This window comes from Candidatus Poriferisodalis multihospitum (genome assembly GCF_028283155.1).
Lineage (GTDB): Bacteria > Actinomycetota > Acidimicrobiia > Acidimicrobiales > Poriferisodalaceae > Poriferisodalis > Poriferisodalis multihospitum.
In genome coordinates, this window is record NZ_JAPYOK010000120.1 from 91969 (window position 1) to 114329 (window position 22361).

The following is a 22361-nucleotide window of genomic DNA, read 5'->3' on the forward strand; positions in this document are numbered from 1 at the left end:
CGGTGCTGTCGCGTGCGGTTGAGGGTGGGCGAACCGGTCATCCGCCCAGTGATGTCACGGCGTCCGCGATGTAGAACCCGGCACCGGCGATGCCTGCGACCAGGAAGCCGATTCCTGCTGTCCAGAACGTGCCATTGAACAGCAGCCGTCCGCCGGCAGCCAAGACCACGGTGACAGCGATCACCGGCAGCACCGAGCCCGGCAGGAAGGTGACGGCGATCCAGCCCAGCACCAAACCGCACAGCAGCAGGACGATGTTCTCTACCAGCAGCAGCACCTGATGCACGTAGCCACCGTACGCGCCAGCAGCAACGCGCCTACTCGTCGCAGCGTTGCCCCAAGGTGTGGGCGAGGTTGAAGCCGTATCGGGCCAGACGGCGCGTGCTGGCGTCGAGTCCCAGCTCGGGCTCGGTGAGTTCGTCGTACCTGATCCACCTCAGCTCTTCGGACTCGTGGTTGCCGCGCGTCGCGGCATGGCGTGGTGCACGAACAAGGAAGCGCACGTCGAAGTGAAGATGATCGGGCTCGCTGCGCTTGCGGCTGACAAACAGGTGCACATCAATGTCCACGGGCTCGGTCCAGATCTCCAGGCCGTCGATGCCGGTCTCCTCGGTGGCCTCCCGCAGAGCGACACCCGCGAGTGAACCCTCGCCATCGGCATGACCGCCCGGCTGTAGCCAGCGACCGATCTTGCGGTGCAGCAGCACCAACCCCTGCGTTGCGTCGTGGTTCACCACCCACGCCGATGCCGTCAGGTGTCCGGCCTCGCACGAGCGATGGAGCGCATCGGGATGACGGGCGGCGAAGCCGATCAATCGTCGCCGGTGCTGAGCTTGGACGCGATCTTGAGGCTCAAATCGCTCCACGGCCTCAAGTGCCACGGCGAGGCCAGCTTCCGCATCTGATGAACCAAGCTGCCCCGCCGCCGGGGCAGCCGCGTGCCAACACGGCTCTCGAGTGCCGATGTGGCGTGCCGGCAAACGGTTGCCCCGCAATGTCACGGTTTGCTCACGTGCGAGTTGCCGGCGACATACCAGCGCCAAGGCACGTCGGTGCCGCGGCTGATGCCGATGCGAGCTGTGCTCACAGTGTCCGCCGCAGTCCAGCCGTCGTCGCGGATGGTGAGTCCGCCGTCGGTCGTGAGGTCGCAGCCGTCGTGGGCACCATCTATGCCGAATGCCTGAGTGAGCTTGCCGGGGCCCGAGCACAAGTCCCTGCCGCCGACCGAACCTGCCGTGCGACTCCGCCGCGCCGCCATGGAATCAGTGCCGTGCACCGGTTCGAGTGCTCGCAGCAGGACCGCGTCGCCGACACCGGCCGGCGCACAGACTGCGTTCGCGCACCAGTGCATGCCGTAGATCAGGTACACGTACAGGCGTCCTGGCGGCCCGAACATGGAGGCGTTGCGAGCCGTCGGGCCGCCACGCGAATGTGCCGCAGGATCGCCGTCGCCGCAATATGCCTCGACCTCCACGATGCGGCCCGTGCGCAGTGTTCCCTCTGTGCGGCCGGGATCGTGCACCAGCAGCTTGCCGATCAGGTCGGGAGCAACTTCAGTTGCCCGGCGCTCGTAGAACGCCTGCGGCAGCGGGTCGCCCGCTGGCACCGTCAACGCCCGGCTTGGGCGTCGCCGGCCGCGGCGAGCGCAGCGTCGAGACGCTCGAGTTGTACGGCCACGGCATCGGGACCACCCGCTCCAGGCGTCGAACGGCTGAGGTACGCCGCTCCGGGCGCGAGCAGGCGGGCAGCCTCCGGCCCGAGATCCGGGTGTGTGGTCACCAGTTCCGTCAGGCGATGGGGGCGCGAGGAGACATCGGGCTCGTCCAGCGCTCGACGCACGAGCCCGGCAATAACGCCATGCGCGTCGCGGAAGGGCATGCCGCGGGCCACCAGCCATTCGGCCAAGTCAGTCGCGGCCGCAAAGGGGTCGTCGGCGCCTGCCGCCATGGCCTGTGCATGGAATTCGACGGTCTGCATCAGGCCGTCGAGCGCCAAGACGACCAATCGCACAGTGTCGATTGAGTCGAACAGCGGTTCCTTGTCTTCTTGAAGGTCTTTGTTGTACGCGAGCGGAAGCCCCTTGAGCGTCGCCAGCAGACCCGCCAGGTAACCGATCAGCCGTCCGGCCTTGCCGCGTGCCAGTTCCGCGACATCGGGGTTCTTCTTCTGCGGCATCATCGACGATCCAGTGGCGAAGGCATCGTCGAGCACGACAAACCCGAACTCGGCGCTCGACCACAGCACCAGCTCCTCGCCCAGGCGAGACAGGTGAATCCCCGACATCGCCAACGCGAACAGGGTGTCGGCGACATAGTCGCGATCGCTGACGGCGTCGAGCGAATTCTCGAAGACCGCTGCGAATCCCAGTTCGGCAGCGGTGGCCGAAGGATCCAGCGGCAGCGTCGAGCCTGCGAGCGCGCCGGCGCCGAGCGGCGAGACATCCGTGCGGCGCCTGGCGTCGCCGAGGCGCTCGACATCTCGGAGCAACGCCCACGCGTGCGCGGCCAGGTGATGCGCGAGCCCCACCGGCTGCGCCTGCTGCAGGTGCGTGTAACCAGGCAGTCGCATGCCTGCGCTCTGCGCTTCTCGCGCCCTGGCGGCGAGCGTGCGCGCCAGACCCAGCAGCAGCCCGGTCAGCTCGTCGATCGCACGGCGAGTCCACAGGCGCAAATCGGTCGCGACCTGGTCGTTGCGACTGCGACCGGTGTGCATCTTGGCCGCGGCTCCGCAGAGCTCGGTTGCGCGGCGCTCGACTGCGGTGTGAATGTCCTCGTCGGTCGGAGCCCAGAACATGCGGCCCTCGGCGATCTCGATTTCCACCTCGTCGAGTGCCGCCACGATGTCGTCACGCTCGCCGTCGGTCAGCAGACCCACGGCGGCCAGCATCGACACGTGAGCCCGAGATACAGCGATGTCCTCGGCGAACATGCGCTGGTCGAACCCGAGCGAGTCGTTGAGCGCCGCTAGGGCATCCGCGGGCGCGCCAGTGAACCGGCCCTGCCACAGGGTGGCGGGGCCGGTCCGGGACGGGCCGATCGGTGGCGGGGGCGTGTCGTCGGCAGGAGTGCCGTGAGCAGGTGTGTCGTCAGCAAACACGGGACAGCACAGTCACAAGTCGGCCAGATCTCGGCAGTGCTCGGCAACCGCCGGGCCGCCGAATTCCTCGGTGGCCACGATGAACAGCGTGTCGTCTCCCGCCACGGTGCCGACCACGCCGTCAACCGCACTGCGGTCGATCGCCGAGGCAACGACGTGCGCTGATCCCGGCGGCGTGCGCAGCACCACGATGTTCTGCGAGGAGCGCACGTCGAGCACCCAGTCCGAGAACACTCGGCGCAGGGTGTTGGGCGGCAGCGCCTCAGGTGCGTCGGCTTCGGGCACCGCGTACACGGTGCGCCCTGCGGTGCGCATCTTGGCGACGCCCAGCTCGTCGAGATCGCGGCAGACGGTCGCTTGGGTGACCTCCACCGAGCGCTCCGCCAGCAGGCCGACTAGCTGCGCCTGGCTGTTGATCTCGTGGCTGGCCAGCAGCTCGCGAATGAGATGTTGGCGCTGCGCCTTAGTGCTCATGATGCTGCTCCCGCCGACGCCGCTCCATGCAGCGCTGATCCGGCCGACGCTGCTCCATGCAGCGCTGTACCCGCCAGGAAGGCCAGCAGGCCCCGCGCAGCATGCATCCGGTTCTCGGCCTGCTGCCAGATGCGGCTGGCCGGACCGTCGATGACCTCTGCAGCCACTTCTTCGCCCCGATGCGCCGGCAGGTCATGCAAGAAGATGGCACCGTCGGCAGCGAGCGACATCAGCTCCGGCGTGACTTGGTACGGACCGAATGCAGCCAGGCGCTCGGCCTGCTCGTCTTCCTGGCCCATCGAGGTCCACACATCGGTGTAGACGACATCGGCGCCCGCCGCTGCCGCAGCGGGGTCGTCCGTGACGGTGCACTCGCCGCCCAGTGCCGCTATGCGATCCAGCGTCGCCCCTGACGGCCCGTAGCCGTCTGGCACCGCGAGCGTGCTCGGGATGCCGAGCATGGCGCAGCCGATGGCCAGTGATCGCCACACGTTGTTGGCGTCGCCCACGAATGCGACGCGCTCGATGCGGTCCAGACCGATGCACTGCGAGACGGTGAGCAGGTCTGCCAAGGCCTGGCACGGGTGCGCATCGTCGGAAAGCAGATTGATGACCGGTGCCACCGCGCAGGCCGCCATGCGCTCAAGGAGGTTGTGCCGGAAGACGCGCACGGCGATTATGTCGTGGAAGCAGGCAAGCGTCCGCGCGATGTCTTCCGCCGTCTCGCGAACGTCCATGCCCACTTCTTCGGGACGGATGTAGACGGGATGCCCACCGAGCTGGTGGACCGCCATCTCCATCGAGTTGCGTGTGCGGTTCGACGGCTTCTCGAACACCAATGCAACGCCGCTGCCCTGCAGGACTGGCGGCGCCGCTTCCGGGGCGCGCGACGACATGTCGAGCACCCACTGCAGCTCGTCGGCCGACAGATCATCGACTTCCAGGAAGTGGCGCATCAGCCCAGCTTCCCGTTGCTGGCGAGCACGCTTGCGAAGATTGCGAGGCCCTCGTCGATCTGCTCGCTGGACACCACGAGCGGCGGCGCGAAACGCACGGCCGTCGGCGTGATCCCGTTGATCACGAGGCCGGCTTCGAGACACGCAGCAGCGACTTCGGGACCGCTGCGACCGGCGGCATCGGTATCGAGCTCGGCCGCAATGAGCAGGCCGAGGCCGCGAGTGTCGACAACGCCGGGAACGCCCATGAGCTTGCCGGCGAGCTCCTCGCCACGGGCAGCAGCCACCGCTGGCGCACCGATCGCCTCCATAGTGCGCAGCACTGCGCGCGCAGCGCTCGCGGCCAGCGGCTGCCCGCCAAAGGTGGTCGCGTGATCGCCCGGCTGGAACGCGGCGGCGACCTCGCGACGCGCCCAAACTGCACCGATCGGCACACCGTTGCCCAGCGCCTTGGCCATGGTCACGATGTCAGGTCGAACAGCGCCGGTCGGTCCTCCGGCCGGGTCGAAGTGGTGGTGCCAGGCAAACCACTCGCCCGTGCGCGCCAAGCCGGTCTGCACCTCGTCGACGATGAACACCATGCCGCGCTCGTCGCAGATCTCACGGACGCGATGCAAGTAGGCGCTGTCGGCGACGTTCACGCCGCCCTCGCCCTGGACAACCTCAAGCAGCACCGCACAGCAGCTGGGATCCAGCGCCGCCTCCAGTGCTTCCGCGTCGTTGTAGGGCACGTGACGAAAACCCTCGGGCAGCGGTTGGAAGGTCTCGTGCTTCTCGGGCTGTCCTGTGGCGTGCAGGGTTGCCAGCGTGCGCCCATGGAACGAACGCAGCGCACTGACCACGACGTAGCAGCCGCGGCCGCCGTGCTTGCGCGCCAGCTTGATCGCCCCCTCGAGCGACTCGGCGCCGCTGTTGCAGAAGAAAACCTGCCCGCCGCCGCCCTGCAGCCGGTCGATGGTCTGGGCAACCTCGACCTGCGGTTCGGTGCCGAACAGATTCGACACGTGCAGCAGCGTGCGCGCCTGCTCATTGAGCGCGTCGGCGACCGCAGGGTGGGAGTGGCCGAGCGACGTCACCGCCAGTCCCGCCAGGAAGTCCAGGTAGCGCTTGCCGTCGCGGTCGTACAGCTCGCAACCGCTGCCGCGTACGAACTGGACCGGTGGCGGCCCGTAGGTCGGCATGAGCGGGCAGTGCCCCAGCTCTGCGGCACCCATGGCCGCCGCGTGGGGCGACAGCCCGTTCGTTGCACCTGTTGCCGTGGTTGTCTGTGTCATGAGATCGTGGCTCGCTCTCTGCGTTTCGGGTACTTAGGTTTGGGGCTACTCAGCGGTCAGGGCTAGTGGCCGGTTTGCAGGGCTGTCGGCCGGTCGCGGGTGATCATCGTTCCGACACCGGCATCGGTGAACAGCTCGACGAGCACAACGTGCGGAACGCGGCCATCGAGCAGGTGTGCGCTGTTGACGCCATTGCGCACGGCGCTGATGCAGGCTTCGATCTTGGGGATCATCCCGCCTGCGATCGTGCCGCTGGCCAGCCGGGCAGCCAGCGAGTCGGCCGTCGTCCGCTGCACGAGTGAATCCGGGTTGTCGACATCGTCGAGCAGTCCCGCCACGTCGGTGAGGTACACGACCTTCTCGGCTTCGAGAGCCGCGGCCACCGCGCCGGCCACCGTGTCCGCGTTGATGTTGTATGCCTGCCCCTTGGCATCGGCGCCGATCGTGGAGATCACCGGGATCAACCCCTCGGCGAGCAGGCGCTCCAGCAGGTCGGTGTTCACATCGGTGACCTCGCCCACGAATCCCAGATCAGGGTTCCGGGCGGTGGCGGTAATGACCCGGCCGTCCTCGCCGGAGATGCCCACGGCCAGCGGCCCGTGCACGTTGATGGCGCCGACGATGTCGCGGTTGACCTTGCCGACCAGCACCATGCGTGCGATATCCAGCGTTTCCGCGTCAGTGACCCTCAATCCGTCGCGGAACTCCGAGGTCTTGCCGAGGCGCGCCATGAGATCGCCGATTTGCGGGCCGCCGCCGTGAACGACGACCGGCGCCAAGCCGATCTGGCGCAGCAGCACCATGTCGGCGGCGAAGCCGTCAGTGAGCGCAGTGTCGACCATCGCATTGCCGCCGAACTTGACAACCACCACCTTGCCCCGCCATCGGCTGATGTACGGCAGCATCTCGACGAGCAACTCGGCACGCTCGACCTGCTGGGCGTGAAGGTCGTCCTCCGGCCGAGCTGGCTCCGGATGATCGCCTCCGGCGGGCTGGGCCTGATCCCGATGATCGCCGCCGGCAATCATGGCATCAGTCCTGTCGTCGGCAGGCCGGCTGTCTCGGGGAGTCCGAGTGCGATGTTGGCGCACTGCACCGCCCCGCCGGACGCACCCTTGACCAGGTTGTCGATTGCGCTGAGCACGACCAGCCAGCCAGTTCGGGGATCCACCCTGGCACTCAGATGGCATGTGTTCGCACCGAGCGTTGCCTTGGTATGGGGGGCGTCACGATGCACCACCACGAACGGCTCGTCCGCATAGAAATCTGCCAGCACGCCGAGCGCGTCATCGGTCGACAGACCTTCTGACGGTCGGGCGTAGCAGGTCGCCAGAATGCCGCGCACCATCGGCGCCAAGTGCGGCGTGAACAGCACCTGGCATCCGGTTGCCTGCTCGATCTCCGGCGTGTGACGGTGGTCCAGCAAGCCATAGGCCACGAAGTCTTCGTCGACGCTGGAGAACGTCGTGTTGGGCTTGGGCGCCCGGCCCGCGCCGCTGACCCCTGACGCGGCATCGATCACGACCCCGCTCGTCGAGATGTGGCCGCCGCGGGCGAACGGCGCCAAGGCCAAGGCAGCAGCCGTTGGGTAGCACCCCGGCACGGCGACGCCCGCGGCGCCGCGCAGTGCCTCACGGCCGAGCTCGGGAAGCCCGTAGGGCAATTCGCCCAGCAGCTCCGGCATCGGATGTGCTGCGCCGTACCACTGCGGGTACAGCTCCGGGTCGGTCAGCCGGAAGTCCGAACCCAGGTCGACCACGCAGCCGACACGCTTGTACAGGTCGGCAACGACAGGCGCGCTAGCCATGTGCGGCAGGCCCAGGAACACCACGTCGAGCCCGACGAAGATCTCGGGGTCGTATGCGCAGTAGCGAAGATCGCCGTAGTCGGCCGCCAAGCTGGGGTACAGGTCGCGGACCGCAGCACCCGCCTGCGTGTCGCCGGTGACGGCGACCACGTCAAACGACGGGTGAGCTGCCGCCAGTCGCAGCAGCTCCGCGCCGGTGTAGCCGGACGCGCCCACGATGCCGACACGCACCTGCGCGGCCGGCCCTGTGTCCATGCGCACCGGCGAGGCCGGTGCGGAATCGGTGTTCATGGCGGCGTGCCTATCTCTCAGATCGATGCCCACTGTAGCAGGTTCACCGCCCGAATATGCATTGTATTGCAAAATTATTCATTTCAAATGAATCCACGAGGCGCGCGGTCTCCGTTCGCCACAGCGCCGGTAAACTGCTCGCTTCCAGGGCCAACGACGTCCCTACAGCCGCCGGGTTCCGACATGGGAATCCAATCAGCCCACCGGGACGTCGCCGATGCACATCAATGACACTGCGGCCGCTGACACGGCGACTGCGCCACGTGCCGAAGATCGTCCTGCGATACGCACCGGCCCCTTCTCGACGCCGCCACCCGCACAAGGCCTCTACGACCCTGCCTTCGAGCATGACGCGTGCGGCGTGGGCTTCGTGGCCGACATGTCCGGAGTACCGAGCCGCGCGGTCATCGATCAGGCACTGCAGTGCCTAGTCAACCTCGACCATCGCAGCGCCACGGGCGCCGAGGCCAACGTCGGCGACGGCATCGGCATCACCATCGGGGTGCCCGACCGGTTCCTGCGCGAGGTTTGCGACTTCGAGCTCCCGCCAGCCGGTCGCTATGCGGTCGGCACGGCGTTCCTGCCCCGCGCCGATCCCGACGCGGCCGCTGCGTCGATCGAAGCGATCATGGTCGACGAAGGTCTCGAGGTGCTCGGCTGGCGCGACGTCCCCACCGATCCTTCCTCGCTGGGCAAATTCGCCACCGATCCCATGCCGGTGTTCCGGATGCTGTTCGTGGCCACCCCGACCGCCAATTCGCGCGGCTTGCTCGAAGGGCTGGCGCTCGAACGGCAGGTGTACATCGCCCGTAAGCGCACCGAGCACGAGATCGATCCCCCGCCCTACTTCCCGTCGCTGTCGTGCCGGACCCTCATCTACAAGGGAATGCTGACCTGCAGCCAGTTCGCAGAGTTCTATCCCGACCTGGGTGACCCCCGCATGGAGTCAACGCTCGCCCTGCTGCACTCGCGCTTCAGCACGAACACGTTCCCCTCGTGGCCGCTCGCGCACCCGTATCGCATGCTCGCCCACAATGGCGAAATCAACACCGTCATGGGCAATCGCAACTGGATGCGTGCGCGCGAGGGCACGCTGTCGACCCCGGTGTTCGCTGACCCTGATGGACGCAACCAGCTTGAGCGCACCTACCCGGTCTGCACGCCGGGCGCGTCGGACACCGCCAGCTTCGATGAAGTCCTCGAACTGCTCCATCTCGGCGGGCGGAGTCTCCCCCATGCCGTGCTGATGATGATCCCCGAGGCATGGGAGAACCATGCCCGCATGCCCCAGGACAAGCACGACTTCTACGAATTCCACGCCTCGTTGATGGAACCGTGGGACGGTCCGGCCAGCATCGCCTTCACCGACGGCACCGTCGTGGGCGCAGTGCTCGACAGGAATGGATTGCGGCCCTCCCGCTATTGGGTCACCGCCGACGGCCTGGTTGTGATGGCGTCCGAGGTCGGCGTCGCTGACATCGATCAAACCCGCATCATCCGCAAGGGTCGCCTACAGCCGGGACGCATGTTCCTGGTGGACACCTCGCAGGGCCGCATCGTGGGCGACGACGAGATCAAGCATGACCTCGTGAGCGCGGAGCCGTATGGCGATTGGCTCGCCGATGGGCTGGCACACCTGGAGGACCTGCCGCCGCGCTTCAGCCTGACTCCTCAGCATTCCTCGGTGACGCTGCGCCAGCGCACTTTCGGCTACACCACCGAGGAACTGCGGATTCTGGTGGCACCCATGGCTCGCGCCGGCATCGAGCCGATCGGGTCGATGGGCACCGATACGCCGATCGCCGTGCTGTCGAAGCGGCCCAGACTGCTGTTCGACTACTTCAGCCAGCTGTTCGCGCAGGTCACCAATCCACCGCTGGATGCGATCCGTGAGGAACTGGTGACCTCCACCAAGGCCAAGATCGGCCCGGAAGGCAACCTGCTGCAGCCCGGCCCGGATTCGTGCCGTCAGATCGTGCTGCCCTACCCGATCCTGTCGAACGAGGATCTCGCCAAGATCGCCTACATCGACGAGGACATGCAGCAAGCGCCCGTGCAGGCCAATGGCGCGGCATCGGACAGTGCAGCCCAGCCCGATGTCGATGCCGGCCGCTTCCGACCGTTCGCGGTCGATGGGCTGTACCCCGTGGTCGAGGGCGGTGCGGGCATGGAACGGGCACTTGCGAACGTGTGCGAACAGGTCGACGAAGCCATCGCCGGCGGCTCCCGGATCATCATCCTGTCTGACCGCTACAGCGACGAGCAGCACGCGCCGATTCCCTCGCTGCTGCTGACGGGCGCCGTGCACCATCACTTGGTACGCAACAAGACCCGCACCATGGTGGGCCTCGTGACCGAATGCGGCGATGCACGCGAGGTGCACCACATGGCTTTGCTGCTGGGTTACGGAGCGAGCGCCGTCAACCCGTACCTGGCCTTCGAGTCGATCGATGACATGGTGCGCAGCGGCGTCATCACCGAGGTCGACGAGCGCACCGCAAAGCGCAACTACATCAAGGCATGCACCAAAGGAGTGCTCAAGGTGATGTCCAAGATGGGCATCTCAACGGTGGCCAGCTACACCGGGGCGCAGGTGTTCGAAGCCGTGGGCCTCGGAGCGGATCTCATCGATCGCTACTTCAGCGGGACGACATCGAAGCTCGACGGCGTGGGTCTCGACGTGCTCGCCGCCGAGGTCGCTGAGCGCCACCGGTTCGCGTACCTCGACAACCCCACCGAGGCCGCGCACCGCGATCTGTGGGCGGGCGGCGAGTACCAGTGGCGGCGCGAGGGCGAGTACCACCTGTTCAACCCCGAGACCGTCTACAAGCTGCAGCACTCCACGCGCGCCGGCCGCTACGAGATCTTCAAGGAGTACACGCAGCTGGTGGATGATCAGTCCACCGAGCTGGCGACATTGCGGGGCCTCTTCGAACTGCGTCCGGCACCCGGCGGACCGATCCCGATCGACGAGGTCGAACCGGTTGCTGAGATCGTGAAGCGGTTCTCCACTGGAGCGATGAGCTACGGCTCGATCTCGGCGGAAGCACACGAGACGCTGGCCATCGCCATGAACCGCATCGGCGGCAAGTCCAACACCGGCGAGGGCGGCGAGGACCCCGAGCGCTACGTGCCGGACCCCAACGGCGATCTGCGGCGCTCTGCCATCAAGCAGGTGGCCTCAGGACGCTTCGGCGTGACCTCGGAGTACCTCACCAACGCCGACGATCTGCAGATCAAGATGGCCCAGGGCGCCAAGCCCGGCGAGGGCGGCCAGCTTCCGGGGCCCAAGGTCTGGCCGTGGATCGCCAAGACCCGCCACTCGACGCCCGGTGTCGGGCTCATCAGCCCGCCGCCCCACCACGACATCTACTCGATCGAGGACCTCAAGCAGCTCATCCACGATCTCAAGAACTCCAACCCTGCCGCACGCGTCCACGTGAAGCTGGTGGCCGAAGTGGGCGTGGGCACGGTGGCCGCCGGCGTGTCGAAGGCGAAGGCCGATGTGGTGCTGATCTCCGGCCACGACGGCGGCACCGGGGCGTCGCCGCTGACGTCGCTGAAGCACGCGGGCGCGCCGTGGGAGCTCGGCCTTGCCGAGACGCAGCAGACACTGCTGCTGAACGGGCTGCGGGACCGCATCGTGGTGCAGACCGACGGGCAGTTGAAGACCGGCCGCGACGTGATCGTGGCGGCACTGCTGGGCGCCGAGGAATACGGCTTCGCCACCGCGCCGCTGGTGGTCTCGGGCTGCATCATGATGCGCGTCTGCCATCTCGACACATGCCCCGTGGGAGTTGCCACTCAGAACCGCGAGCTGCGCAAGCGTTTCGGCGGCCGGCCCGAATTCGTCGTGAACTATTTCGAGTACATCGCCCAGGAGGTCCGCGAGTACCTGGCAATGCTGGGCCTCCGATCGCTGCCGGAGGCCATCGGGCGGGTGGACCGGCTCGACACGACCGCGGCGGTTGCCCATTGGAAGGCGCACGGGCTGAACCTGTCACCGATCCTGGCGGAGCCCGAGACACCATGGCCACAGGATCGCTACTGCTCCCAGAGTCAGGACCACGGCTTGGAGCAGGCGCTTGACCAGCAGCTCATCGAGTTGGCGGCACCCGCAATCCGGCGCCGTGAACTGGTGCGGGCAGAGCTGCCGATCAGCAACGTGAACCGGACCGTCGGCACCATGCTCGGTCACCGCATCACCGCCGCCCACGGCGGCGACGGCCTGCCCGACGACACGGTCGATTTCACGTTCAACGGGTCGGCCGGACAGAGCTTCGGCGCATTCGTGCCGCGTGGTCTCACGATGCGGCTCTACGGCGACGCCAACGACTACCTCGGCAAGGGGCTGTCGGGCGGGCGCTTGGTGGTACGACCCTCGAGGGACACGCACCCGAGTTTTGTGGCCGAGGACAACATCATTGCCGGGAACGTCATCCTGTACGGCGCAACCGGCGGCGAGGCGTACATCCGCGGAACGGTCGGCGAACGCTTCTGCGTGCGCAACTCCGGAGCGACCGCCGTCGTGGAAGGGGTGGGCGACCACGCCTGCGAGTACATGACGGGCGGCATGGTGGTGGTGCTCGGCGCCGTCGGTCGCAACTTCGGCGCGGGTATGTCCGGCGGGGCGGCATTCGTGTACGACCCCGACGACGTCTTCTGGCGGAACCTGAACGCCGAGATGGTCGACCTCGAACCCCAGCTCGACGATGCCGACGCCGAGACGGTTCGCGCAGTGCTGCGCCATCACCTCGCCGAGACCGATTCGGCTCCGGCGGGACGCATCTTGGGTCGCTGGCACAGCGAGGTGCGCAGCTTCCGCAAAGTGATGCCGAAGGACTACCGGCGCGTGCTCGAAGCGCGGGCAGCGGCAGCCGAGCTCGGCCAAGACCCCGACGAGGCAGTCATGGCGGCTGCGCATGGCTGAGAACCGCGTCCGCTCGCTCGGCGCAGCCGCCTCGAAAGCAAGCACTGAGGCTGCGCATGGGTGATATCCGAGGATTCATGCGGCACGACCGGGAGCTGCCGACCCGGCGCCCGGTACCGGTGCGCCTGCGCGATTGGCGTGAGGTCTACGAGCCATTCGCCGACGAAGACTTGCGCACCCAGGCCAGTCGCTGCATGGACTGCGGCGTGCCGTTCTGCAACTCGGGCTGCCCGCTGGGCAACATCATCCCTGACTGGAACGATCTCGTGTACCGCGATCGCTGGCATGACGCGATCGAGCGACTGCACGCCACCAACAACTTCCCTGAGTTCACCGGCCGGCTCTGCCCGGCGCCGTGCGAGGGCGCGTGCGTGCTGGGCATCAACGCCGACCCGGTCACCATCAAGCAGGTCGAGGTCGCGATCATCGACAAGGCCTTCGAGATGGGCTGGGTCCGGCCTGAACTGCCCTCCGTGCGCACTGGCCGCAGCGTGGCTGTGGTGGGTTCAGGGCCTGCCGGTCTGGCTGCGGCGCAACAACTGACCCGTGCCGGCCACGACGTCACAGTGTTCGAGCGTGCCGATCGGCTCGGCGGCTTGCTCCGGTACGGGATCCCCGAGTTCAAGATGGAAAAGCGCCACATCGAGCGGCGGCTCGACCAGATGAGCGCCGAGGGTACGAAGTTCCGCACGGGCGTCGAGGTCGGTGTGGACATCGGCGTGGCAGATCTGCAGGCCGATTTCGACGCACTGGTACTGGCCGGTGGCGCAACGGCGTGGCGCGATCTGCCGATCCCCGGTCGAGAGCTCGACGGCATCCACCAGGCGATGGAGTACCTGCCGTGGGCCAACAAGGCCCAAGAAGGAGACCTCGACCCGGCCGACGTGCCGATCAACGCAACGGGCAAGCGCGTGGTGATCATCGGCGGCGGCGATACCGGTGCGGACTGCCTGGGCACCGCACACCGCCAAGGCGCCGCGTCGGTGCATCAATTCGAGATCTTGCCGCGGCCGCCCGACGAGCGGGACTCCGCCAACCCTTGGCCGACCTACCCGATGATCTACCGGACATCCTCGGCGCACGAGGAAGGCGGCAACCGCGTCTACTCGGTGAACACCGAAGAGTTCTTGAGCGACGACACCGGTGCGGTGCGAGCGCTGCGGGCACACGAGGTGGTGTTCAGCGACGGCCGGTTCGCCAAGGTCGAAGGCACCGAGTTCGAGCTCGAGTGCGAGCTGGTGTTGCTGGCCATGGGATTCCTCGGGCCGCAGCAGGAGGGCTTGCTGGCTCAGCTCGGCGTGGAGACCGATGCGCGCTCCAACGTCGTGCGCGACGACCGCTACCACACGAGCGTCGACGGTGTCTGGGTGTGCGGCGACATGGGCCGAGGGCAGAGCCTCATCGTGTGGGCAATAGCCGAGGGCAGAGCGTGCGCCGCGGCAGTCGACGAGGCCCTCATGGGTCATACGGCACTCCCGTACCCGCTACCCCCTTCCGCGCGCCCGCTCAACTGAGCGACGGAGGTGACAGCGGTGAGCACGAGCCAGTACCCGGTGAACGGCGAGCGTCTGTGGGAGACGCTCCATTCCCTGGCAGAGATCGGCGCTACTGCCGCTGGCGGTGTCGCCCGGGTGGCGCTGACCGACGAGGACCGGGCGGGGCGCGACCAGTTCGTGGCATGGGTGCAGAAGCTGGGCTGCACGGTCCATGTCGACCAGATGGGCAACTTGTTCGCACGCCGCGAGGGCACCGATTCGCAGCGGGCACCGGTGGTGGTCGGCAGCCACCTCGACAGCCAGCCCACGGGCGGCAAGTACGACGGCGCCTACGGCGTGATGGTGGGCCTCGAGGTGCTACGGGTGCTCCACGACCATGACATCAGCACTGCGGCACCCGTCGAGGTGGTCTCGTGGACCAACGAGGAAGGAGCGCGCTTCCCGCCTGCGATGATCGGTTCCGGGGTCTATGCCGGAGCGTTCAGCCTGGACGAGGGGCTTGCCGCACCAGGGGTAGACGGCACCACGCTCGGCGGCGAGCTGGAGCGCATCGGTTATGCGGGCGACGAGCCGTGCGGAGCTCCTGACGGAGCAGGCCGCCGGTCGATCGGGCACTACATCGAGCCGCATATCGAACAGGGCCCGATCCTGGAGGCCGCCGACGTGACGCTCGGCGCAGTGACCGGGGTCCAGGGCATTCGCTGGTACGACGTGTCGATCGACGGACAGTCCGCGCACGCTGGCAGCACGCCGATGGAACACCGCGCCGATGCGATGGTGGCCGCCGCACGGCTCGTGTGCGAGGCCGACGAGATCGCGGCTCGCCGCGCACCGGAGGGACGCGCCACCGTTGGCACGCTCACGGTCGGCACCGGTTCACGCAACACCGTGGCCGGATCTGTATCGCTGACCGTCGACCTGCGCCATCCTGATGCTGCAGAGCTGGAAGCCATGCACGACGAGCTGCTGGCGTTCGCCGAAAGTACTGCGTTCGGACCGCAGCCCAGCGCCGCATCGAGCGGCGTCAACCGGCCCAGCGCCGCATCGAGCGGCGTCGACCAACCCAGCCGTTCGCTCCCCCGCCCGCAGATCACCCCGATCTGGTACTCGCCGCCGATCGTGTTCGATCCCGCTGTGGTCGATGCGGTGCGGGAAGGCGCATTCGCGGCGGGCCTCGAGCCGGTCGACATCACCTCAGGGGCCGGCCACGACGCTTGCTACGTGTCCACGGTTGCGCCTGCCGGGATGCTGTTCATTCCGTGCGCCGATGGGCTATCGCACAACGAAGCCGAATCGATCCTCCCTGAGCACGCAACCGCGGGCGCGCAGGCAACGTTGAACGCGGTGCTCTTGCTGGCGGGCCAGCTGCTGCTCACGTGAGCTCAGCCAACGCACGGCACTTGAGGATCGCTCGGGCGGACTGCTCCATGGCCGTCCACGCGGGCTGATCGGCCACCTGGCCCTGCCAGCCCATCTGCGCCAGCCGATGAGTAAGGCGCACATCGCCGGCTCCTACGTCGGCCCGGGCGAGCCATCCAGTGGCAGCCTGGATGTCGCGTACCGCTGACCTTCGAGTTTCGGTCCACAGTTGCTGGTCGACATCTGACAGCGGCTCTGCCGGTATGGCCACGATCATCGCTCTGGCGGTGTTGCGCCAGTGGCGGGCGATCTCCACCGGCACCGCGGCGGGCCATTGCCCGAAGAGCTGCTGCTCGACGCTGCGGTCGTCGGGCGACGCGCCGTCAACCACGCTGACCTCGACGTTGCTCAGCGCGATCGCCGCCGCAGTGGTGGCACGCACGTCAGGGCGAGGCGGCGCCATCCGCTCGCGCAGCTCGGCGAACGTCCCCGAGGCCTCGGGGCTCGTGACCCATGAGATGAAATCGCTGCGGCCGCGCTCCCGGAACATCGGCGCGGAAAACGTGTCGGCCCACCACTCCACGGGCCGCACCAAGTGCGCCATGGCGGGGTCGTATTCCTCCCAGTCGCGGGCGTGCTCTTCCGACCGGAAGAGGTTCATGCCCGCTCAGCGGAAGGGCCGGGTGGCTACATCGCCACCGACCACGCTGCGTGTGTAACCGACCATGGTGGGTGGGTCGACCGAGAGGATCTCCTCGTCGCGCATCACGATCCGCAAGGGATCGCCGCCCAGCAAGCACGGTGCATCCACCGTGACGATCTGCCCCGGCACCAGCCAGCGGATCGCCAACGCCTCGAAAGCGCACTGCGCGAACCAGCGCTGCTCACCATCAATGCTCACCCGGTACTGAGTGGGCTGGTTGTTGAACGGCGGGAACGACGCGATGTAGTCGGTGCCCGGATGCAACCAGCCCGGCGTGAGGTCGATCACGCGCTTGACGAGTGCCTTGGCGCGTATCGGCGCGATACCCAGAGTGCCGGCCAGTTCGGCGTAGTGAGGCGCCACGCCGGTGGCCACGATCTCGCTCATGATCGCGGCGAACGCGGCGTCGAGTTCGGGGAGCGGGATCCGCTCCGGTTCCATCAGGTCTGACGCCATATCGCGACTCTAGAAGGGGGCACTTGCACAAGTTGCTCACGGCCGTCACTGGCGATGCGCATCTGGTCCACAGGTAGCTTTCGGGCATGGAGGAGCATGTTCCGAGCAACAACGATCTGACGGCCTCGCGCTTCGATGCGCTGATGGACGTGCTCCGGCTGCGGCGATCGGTGCGCAGCTTCGAGCCACCGCCTGAGCCGTTGCCCACCGAGGTGCTGCGCGGCGTCTGCGAGGCCGGACGGTGGGCGCCGTCGGGCGCGAATACGCAGCCGTGGCACTTCGTGGTCGCTGCGGAGCGAGCCGACGTGCTGGCCGTGTCCGATGTGTTCGTGCGGCAGGCTGACCGGCTGGTGGAGCACTGCCGGGGCTTCCCGCACGTCCACAAGAAGCACTGGCTGCACCACTCGCTGGCCATCGTGCTGCTGTTCTGCGACCCCCGCTGGGTCGACTCGTATCCGGTCAGCGACCACGACGGCTGGAGCGACGAGTACGCCGCCAACAACGAGAAGATCCTGCTGGCATCGGTGGGTGCCGCCGCGCAGAACATGCACCTGGCGGCCGCCGCGTACGGCTTGACGACCGCGTGGCTGAGCGGCGGCGGCGAGGACACCACCGCTCGGGAGCTGCGTGAACTGCTCGGCGTGCCCGAGCCGCTGGTGCCGATCGCCACTGTTCCCATTGGCTGGCCGCACCGCCGTGCCGAATCTCGCTACCGCCATCCGCTGGACCAGCTCATCCACTGGGGACGTTGGGACCCCGAGCGCACACCGGCGGACGATGCTGTGCAGACCTACGTCAGCGGCGTCCGGCGACAGGCCATGTACCGCGGCAGCGAGACCCTCGAAGACGGCTGAGCCGATCGTGCGCCCACGCCGGGCGCGCTGATCGATGCGCCTAGAGCATGAAGCGGCTGACCGTGGAGCTGGCCAGCCACATCTCGATGTCTCGGATGGCTGAGGTCATGGCCTGGCCGATCAGGTCCAGCTTGCGCACCTGCTCGATGCGCGGCGCTGCCTGCTCCAGCTCCGACTTGGACAGCAGCTCGCCGAAGATGCCGCACGCATCCACCAGCGCGATGATCACGACGTCGCGCGGGCTGGGGATCTCGTCGCTGAACAGCACGCCCATGATGCGCAGCTTCACCTCGCGCTCGGCCTTGCCGTCGACCATCGGGTAGCGGCGAGACCGGAACACCCACAGGTGGCGGTCGTCCTTGCGCTCGAGGATGCCCCTGTCGACGAGACGGGCGAATGCCTCTTCGCGGATGCCCTCAGCTCGCGAGGCCACGAACTCCACCCAGTAACGCGAATCGCTCTCGGCCTGCTGACCGGCGACATGGGCCAGCGTGGGATCCAGCAGGCCGTCGCCGATCGGCGTCGAGTCGATCAGCATGAGCTTCTCGAGATCGGTGTCAATCCGATTCTCCATCGCCAGATCCATGAGCACAGAGCCAGCGATCACCCGGTCCAGCGTGCGCTCGGGCACGTGGATCAGCTTGCCGTCGTCGTCTCGCAGCAGCAGGAGCAGTATTTCCTCGGCAAATCTCAGCATGGTCCCGATCCAACTCCTGTCATGTCGGCTGCGCAGTGGCGCACGAATCGGCCGCGGCATCGCAGCGTAGTTGGCCGGCGGCGCGATCCGGTTGCTGCCACACGTGTGTCATGCGTACATGCCCCGGCACTACTCGACGGTCACTTCGACGAACTCGGCCGCGGCGAGACCGATGTCGAAAGCCGGACCGAGCGGATGCTCGATCGCGATGCGATACGGGCCTGCAGGGTGATAGCGCTTGCACTCGTTGGATGGCGTCGGTGCCAGGCACGGCACCATGTCGGTCCCTGAGATCACAGAACCGTTCGCGGAGACGAATGTGATCCGCAACGGCAGTGGCGTGTCGCGCATCCAGAACGCGCCCGAGGTGTCTCCTTCAAAGATGAACACCATGGCGGCGTATCCCCCGAGCGCTGCGAAGTCGGCCACACCCATCAGCCCGCGTTGCCGAGATTGCGGGGTGTCCGCGACGATGACCGGCCATACCCGCGAGCCTGCCGGACCGGTCACGCCTAGCACTCCCTCGCCGAAGCCCGCCGGCGGATCGGCGGCGGCAAGCACCCCTCCAGCGTCTGCAACTGGATCGGGATCAGACGGCAACACGAGCGTCTCGACGAGTCCGCGAGATGACGCGGCAGGCGCGTTGATCGACTCGCCGACCACTGTCACCACCGCCGGCGCAGCCGATGTCGCTGTCACGGCAGGGCCGGCTGGCGCGATGAGACCGCCGCTGCGGGTGGATTCCTGGACCGAGCAGCCCACCAAGACCACCGCGACGGCGCTCATCGCCGTCAACCGGCGGAATTGCTGCACGGCGTCAGTCTGTCGTGACGGCGGGCCCGTGGCGAGGCAGTGCGCGGTGGAACCAGGCGGCGTGCATGATGAGATAGGGGTTGTGAGCAGCACTGCTACAGCGCCTGGATCGCAGCAAGCATCGGCCCGCTCGGTCGACGACGAAGGAGCCGTTCCCTTCGCCGACTTCGCGATCGGCGAGTTTGCTGATCTGGTGGCAATGAGCCGTGAACTCGGCCGCACTGGCGACTGGATCGTGGGCACCCCGTTCGGGCTGTTCGTCCATGGTTACGACGAGGCCCGGACAATCCTGCGCGATCCTGCATGGATCTCGATGCTCGCGGGCGTCGCCATGCTCGATGGCACAGGGTTCGACGGCAATGGGCGAGACAGCGGCGGGACGGACAGTGCGCGGCGTACGACGGTGAACTTCAACGCGCTGATGGCGCGCGCCCGCCGGGACGCACCCGTGAGCACCGGCGGCGAGGCCATGCGAGCACGGCCGAACGTGCTGTCGCTGGAAGGAGACGATCACCGCCGCCTGAGACGGCTCTTCGGCCGTGCCTTCACGCCTGCCGCCGCAGACCGGCTGCGACCCTTCATGGCCACGCACGCGACGAGACTGCTCGAACCGCTGTTGGCCGGCGGGGGGGGCGAGATCGTCTCGGAGCTGTGCGACCCCTATCCGGTACCGGTCATCTGCCGCCTGCTGGGCGTGACCGATGACGACTGGGGCCGGTTCGGCCGATGGGCCGAGACCATCTTCGGGCTCTTCGACGGAGACGCCGAGGCCGTCGTGAGCAGGCTCGGCGACATCGCGACAGCCCAGGCCGAACTCGGCGCATACGTGGTCGACCTGATCGAGCGCCGGCGGGCCGAGCCGGCCGACGATCTGCTCACTGAGCTGATTGGCGTGTCTGACGAGGGCGACCGGCTGAGCGAAGACGAACTCATCGGCATGGTCGAGGCGTTGCTGATCGCCGGCACCGACACGACGCGCAACCAACTCGGTGCCACCTTGGCGGTGCTGGCCGATAGGCCGGAGCAGTATGCAGCGCTGCGGGCCGATCCGGACCGGATCCCCGCCTATGTGGAGGAATCGCTGCGCTACATCGGGGCTGTGCGCACGGCGATGCGCATCGCCACCACCGATGTCGTCGTGAACGACCTGCTGTTCCCGGCCGGCACTGTTGTGATGATCGGCCTGCACGCCGCCAGCCTCAGCGGCGGTTGCCCGGCTCACGCAGTAACCGACGCTGCGGCACCTGCCCACAACGGTGAGGAAGTCGCTCACGAGGACCACCCAGACCGGCACAGCTTCGACTCCTACGAGTTCAACCCGCTTGTCCCCCGCGAGCATCCCCATCTTGCGTTCGGCAGCGGCGCACACCACTGCCTGGGCGCATTCCTGGCGCGGGCGGAGTTACAGGAGGCGCTGCGCGTGTTCATTGAGCGTGTCGAGAGCTTCGAGCTGAGCGAACCGGTGCAGTGGAAGCCGCTCTCGTTGGGCATCTGGGGGCCGTCTCGCATGCACCTGCGATTGAATGCGCCGCCGCTGGCCGAACGCGTGCCGGCCGGGACGCTGCCGCCCGCCGATGTCGAGACAGATCTCGGAACATCCGCCGAGCGCGACCGCTATCTCGCCTCGATCGCGCCGATCCGCCGGGCGATCCACGACGGCGTGCCCGAGCTGATCGCGCGCCCGAAGTTCCCTCCTGTATTTCGCCTTGCAGTCACGGCTGCTCGTATTGGCTGGGCCGTCTACGCCGGACGATTGCTGGACCGGCGACTCGATCCCGACGAGAGGCGGGAGCGGATCTACCGGCGGCTGCGGCTGGCGGCCACCAAGCTCGGTCCCGCGTACATCAAGCTGGCACAGCTGATCGCGGCCGGCGAGGGGGTATTCCCCGATGCGCTTGTGGCCGAGTGCCGCCTGTGCCGCGACCAGGTGCCAGCCGAGTCATGGACCGCGATCCGCGACGTCGTCGAGGCTGAGCTGGGCGACATCGATTCGCAGTTCTCCGAATTCGACACCGAGGCGACGGCTGCCGCGTCGATTGCGCAGGTCCACGCGGCGCGGCTGCCGGACGGCACACCGGTCATGGTGAAGGTGCAGCGACCTGGCATCCGACGGCGCGTCGAGCGCGACCTCGCGGTACTGGCATGGCTCGCGCCGAAGCTCGTGGGTCGCATCCCGATCACGGCGCTGGCCAATCCGCCGGCGCTCGTGGAGCTGTTCGCAGAGACCATCACCGAAGAGCTCGACTTCCGAGTCGAGGTGGCGAACCTCTTCGAAGTCGACCGCGCGCTGCGGGCTACGACCACCGGCCGCTGGCAGGTACCCGAACCGGTGCTCGCCGGCGTGACCGAGCGAGTGATCGTGATGAGCCCGGTAGCAGGCCGCCCGCTGAGCGAGCTCCGTTCGGAGGATCTTGCCGACGGCGAAGCTGCTGCCATCTTCCGCCAGATGAACGATGCGCTGCTGCACGGTGCGTGCATGACCGGTGTCTTCCACGGCGACTTCCACGCCGGGAACGTGTTCATCGATACCGAAGGCACGCCGCCGGGCCAGCCGCCCGTGATCGGACTCGTCGATTTCGGCATCACCGGCCGGCTCGAAGGGCCCAAGCGGGTTGCTTTCCTGCGATATGTGGTGGGCTTGCTCACAGGCGACCTGCAGTCGCAGATCGCCGGCATGATCGATCTGGGTGCGTTCGGGCCTGGCAGCAACCCCGAGCGAGTCATTGCCGATCTGCGCTTGGATCGGCCCGGTTTCGACCCACTCGAGCTCACCGAAGACGAGTTCACTGCCGAGTTCCGGGCGCTCATCTCGGGGCTGCTGGCGAACGGCGCACGCATTCCCAAGGAGCTAATGCTGTTCATCAAGAACTTCGCCTACCTGTGCTCGGTGACCAGCGAGCTGGAGCCCGAGATGGAGGTGCTGGCTCAGTTCGAGCGCATCGCGTCGTCGTTCTTCGCCCGCAACGGTGTCCGGATGGCCACCGAGATCGGATTCTCCCCGGCACCCGAAGATGTCGATGAACGCATCATCCGCCAGGCCATGGGCATCTCGCCCAAACATGAGCGGGTCACCTGGCGGCTCATCCGCGGGCGACGGGAGAGCCTCAAGTCGCGCGTGAGCAACCCGGGTTGATCAACTGCCTCAACCGACTTGA

General features: G+C 67.5%; 18 protein-coding genes. 5 read left to right on the forward strand and 13 right to left on the reverse strand.

The genetic code is table 11. From position 1 onward, the window contains the following. Window positions 1-37: 37 nt before the first annotated feature. The 9 genes from VI480_RS14735 to argC all read right to left on the reverse strand — a co-directional run bounded on the left by VI480_RS14735 (window position 38) and on the right by argC (window position 7898). Entirely contained in the window at window positions 38-286 is a 249-nt protein-coding gene (locus VI480_RS14735) for a hypothetical protein (RefSeq protein ID WP_323673617.1), read from the reverse strand. A 31-nt stretch (window positions 287-317) separates the two neighbouring features. Next, window positions 318-881, reverse strand: a complete 564-nt coding sequence (locus VI480_RS14740; RefSeq protein ID WP_323673618.1) for an NUDIX hydrolase — start codon at window positions 879-881, stop codon at window positions 318-320. 116 nt (window positions 882-997) lie between these two features. Continuing rightward, the gene (locus tag VI480_RS14745; RefSeq protein WP_323673619.1) at window positions 998-1606 is read right to left on the reverse strand and encodes a DNA-3-methyladenine glycosylase; all 609 of its coding nucleotides are present in this window, start codon (window positions 1604-1606) and stop codon (window positions 998-1000) included. 2 nt (window positions 1607-1608) lie between these two features. Beyond that, complete coding sequence (gene argH / locus VI480_RS14750; RefSeq protein ID WP_323673620.1) at window positions 1609-3096, reverse strand: argininosuccinate lyase; 1488 nt, start codon at window positions 3094-3096, stop codon at window positions 1609-1611. A 12-nt stretch (window positions 3097-3108) separates the two neighbouring features. Next, entirely contained in the window at window positions 3109-3570 is a 462-nt protein-coding gene (argR, locus tag VI480_RS14755; protein WP_323673621.1) for an arginine repressor, read from the reverse strand. Continuing rightward, the gene (argF, locus tag VI480_RS14760) at window positions 3567-4526 is read right to left on the reverse strand and encodes an ornithine carbamoyltransferase (protein WP_323673622.1); all 960 of its coding nucleotides are present in this window, start codon (window positions 4524-4526) and stop codon (window positions 3567-3569) included. Before argF ends, argR begins: the two co-directional genes overlap by 4 nt. After that, the gene (locus tag VI480_RS14765) at window positions 4526-5800 is read right to left on the reverse strand and encodes an acetylornithine/succinylornithine family transaminase (RefSeq protein ID WP_323673623.1); all 1275 of its coding nucleotides are present in this window, start codon (window positions 5798-5800) and stop codon (window positions 4526-4528) included. The genes argF and VI480_RS14765 overlap by 1 nt, the downstream gene beginning before the upstream one ends. Window positions 5801-5862: 62 nt before the next feature. Further along, window positions 5863-6828 (reverse strand): acetylglutamate kinase, encoded by a 966-nt coding sequence (argB, locus tag VI480_RS14770; RefSeq protein ID WP_323673624.1) that lies wholly within the window; start codon window positions 6826-6828, stop codon window positions 5863-5865. Continuing rightward, window positions 6825-7898: an N-acetyl-gamma-glutamyl-phosphate reductase gene (argC, locus tag VI480_RS14775; RefSeq protein ID WP_323673625.1), complete on the reverse strand. Its 1074-nt coding sequence runs from the start codon at window positions 7896-7898 to the stop codon at window positions 6825-6827. The genes argB and argC overlap by 4 nt, the downstream gene beginning before the upstream one ends. Window positions 7899-8115: 217 nt before the next feature. Between argC and gltB the strand changes: the two genes are divergently transcribed. The 3 genes from gltB to VI480_RS14790 are packed head-to-tail and all read left to right on the forward strand — an operon-like array spanning window position 8116 to window position 15704. Next, window positions 8116-12828, forward strand: coding sequence for a glutamate synthase large subunit (gene gltB, locus VI480_RS14780; RefSeq protein WP_323673626.1), 4713 nt, complete (start codon window positions 8116-8118; stop codon window positions 12826-12828). A gap of 56 nt (window positions 12829-12884) precedes the next feature. Continuing rightward, complete coding sequence (locus VI480_RS14785; RefSeq protein ID WP_323673627.1) at window positions 12885-14342, forward strand: glutamate synthase subunit beta; 1458 nt, start codon at window positions 12885-12887, stop codon at window positions 14340-14342. A gap of 18 nt (window positions 14343-14360) precedes the next feature. After that, window positions 14361-15704 carry a M20 family metallo-hydrolase gene (locus VI480_RS14790; protein ID WP_323673628.1) on the forward strand — a complete coding sequence of 448 codons (1344 nt, stop codon included), beginning with the start codon at window positions 14361-14363 and terminating at the stop codon, window positions 15702-15704. Here VI480_RS14790 and VI480_RS14795 read toward each other — a convergent pair. Both VI480_RS14795 and merB read right to left on the reverse strand, forming a co-directional pair. Then, entirely contained in the window at window positions 15697-16344 is a 648-nt protein-coding gene (locus VI480_RS14795; RefSeq protein ID WP_323673629.1) for a hypothetical protein, read from the reverse strand. The genes VI480_RS14790 and VI480_RS14795 overlap by 8 nt on opposite strands. 6 nt (window positions 16345-16350) lie before the next feature. Then, window positions 16351-16842, reverse strand: a complete 492-nt coding sequence (gene merB, locus VI480_RS14800; RefSeq protein WP_323673630.1) for an organomercurial lyase — start codon at window positions 16840-16842, stop codon at window positions 16351-16353. 86 nt (window positions 16843-16928) lie between these two features. Between merB and VI480_RS14805 the strand changes: the two genes are divergently transcribed. Next, a complete protein-coding gene (locus tag VI480_RS14805; RefSeq protein WP_323673631.1) occupies window positions 16929-17696 on the forward strand; it encodes a nitroreductase family protein in 768 nt (255 codons plus the stop codon). Between the two features lie 40 nt (window positions 17697-17736). On the opposite strand, the gene VI480_RS14810 is transcribed toward VI480_RS14805, so the two are convergent. Continuing rightward, window positions 17737-18393, reverse strand: a complete 657-nt coding sequence (locus tag VI480_RS14810) for a GOLPH3/VPS74 family protein (protein ID WP_323673632.1) — start codon at window positions 18391-18393, stop codon at window positions 17737-17739. 129 nt (window positions 18394-18522) lie between these two features. Next, the gene (locus tag VI480_RS14815) at window positions 18523-19206 is read right to left on the reverse strand and encodes a DUF192 domain-containing protein (protein ID WP_323673633.1); all 684 of its coding nucleotides are present in this window, start codon (window positions 19204-19206) and stop codon (window positions 18523-18525) included. A gap of 82 nt (window positions 19207-19288) precedes the next feature. Here VI480_RS14815 and VI480_RS14820 point away from each other — a divergent pair, with 82 nt between their 5' ends. Continuing rightward, a complete protein-coding gene (locus VI480_RS14820) occupies window positions 19289-22339 on the forward strand; it encodes a cytochrome P450 (protein WP_323673634.1) in 3051 nt (1016 codons plus the stop codon). Window positions 22340-22361: the final 22 nt, after the last annotated feature.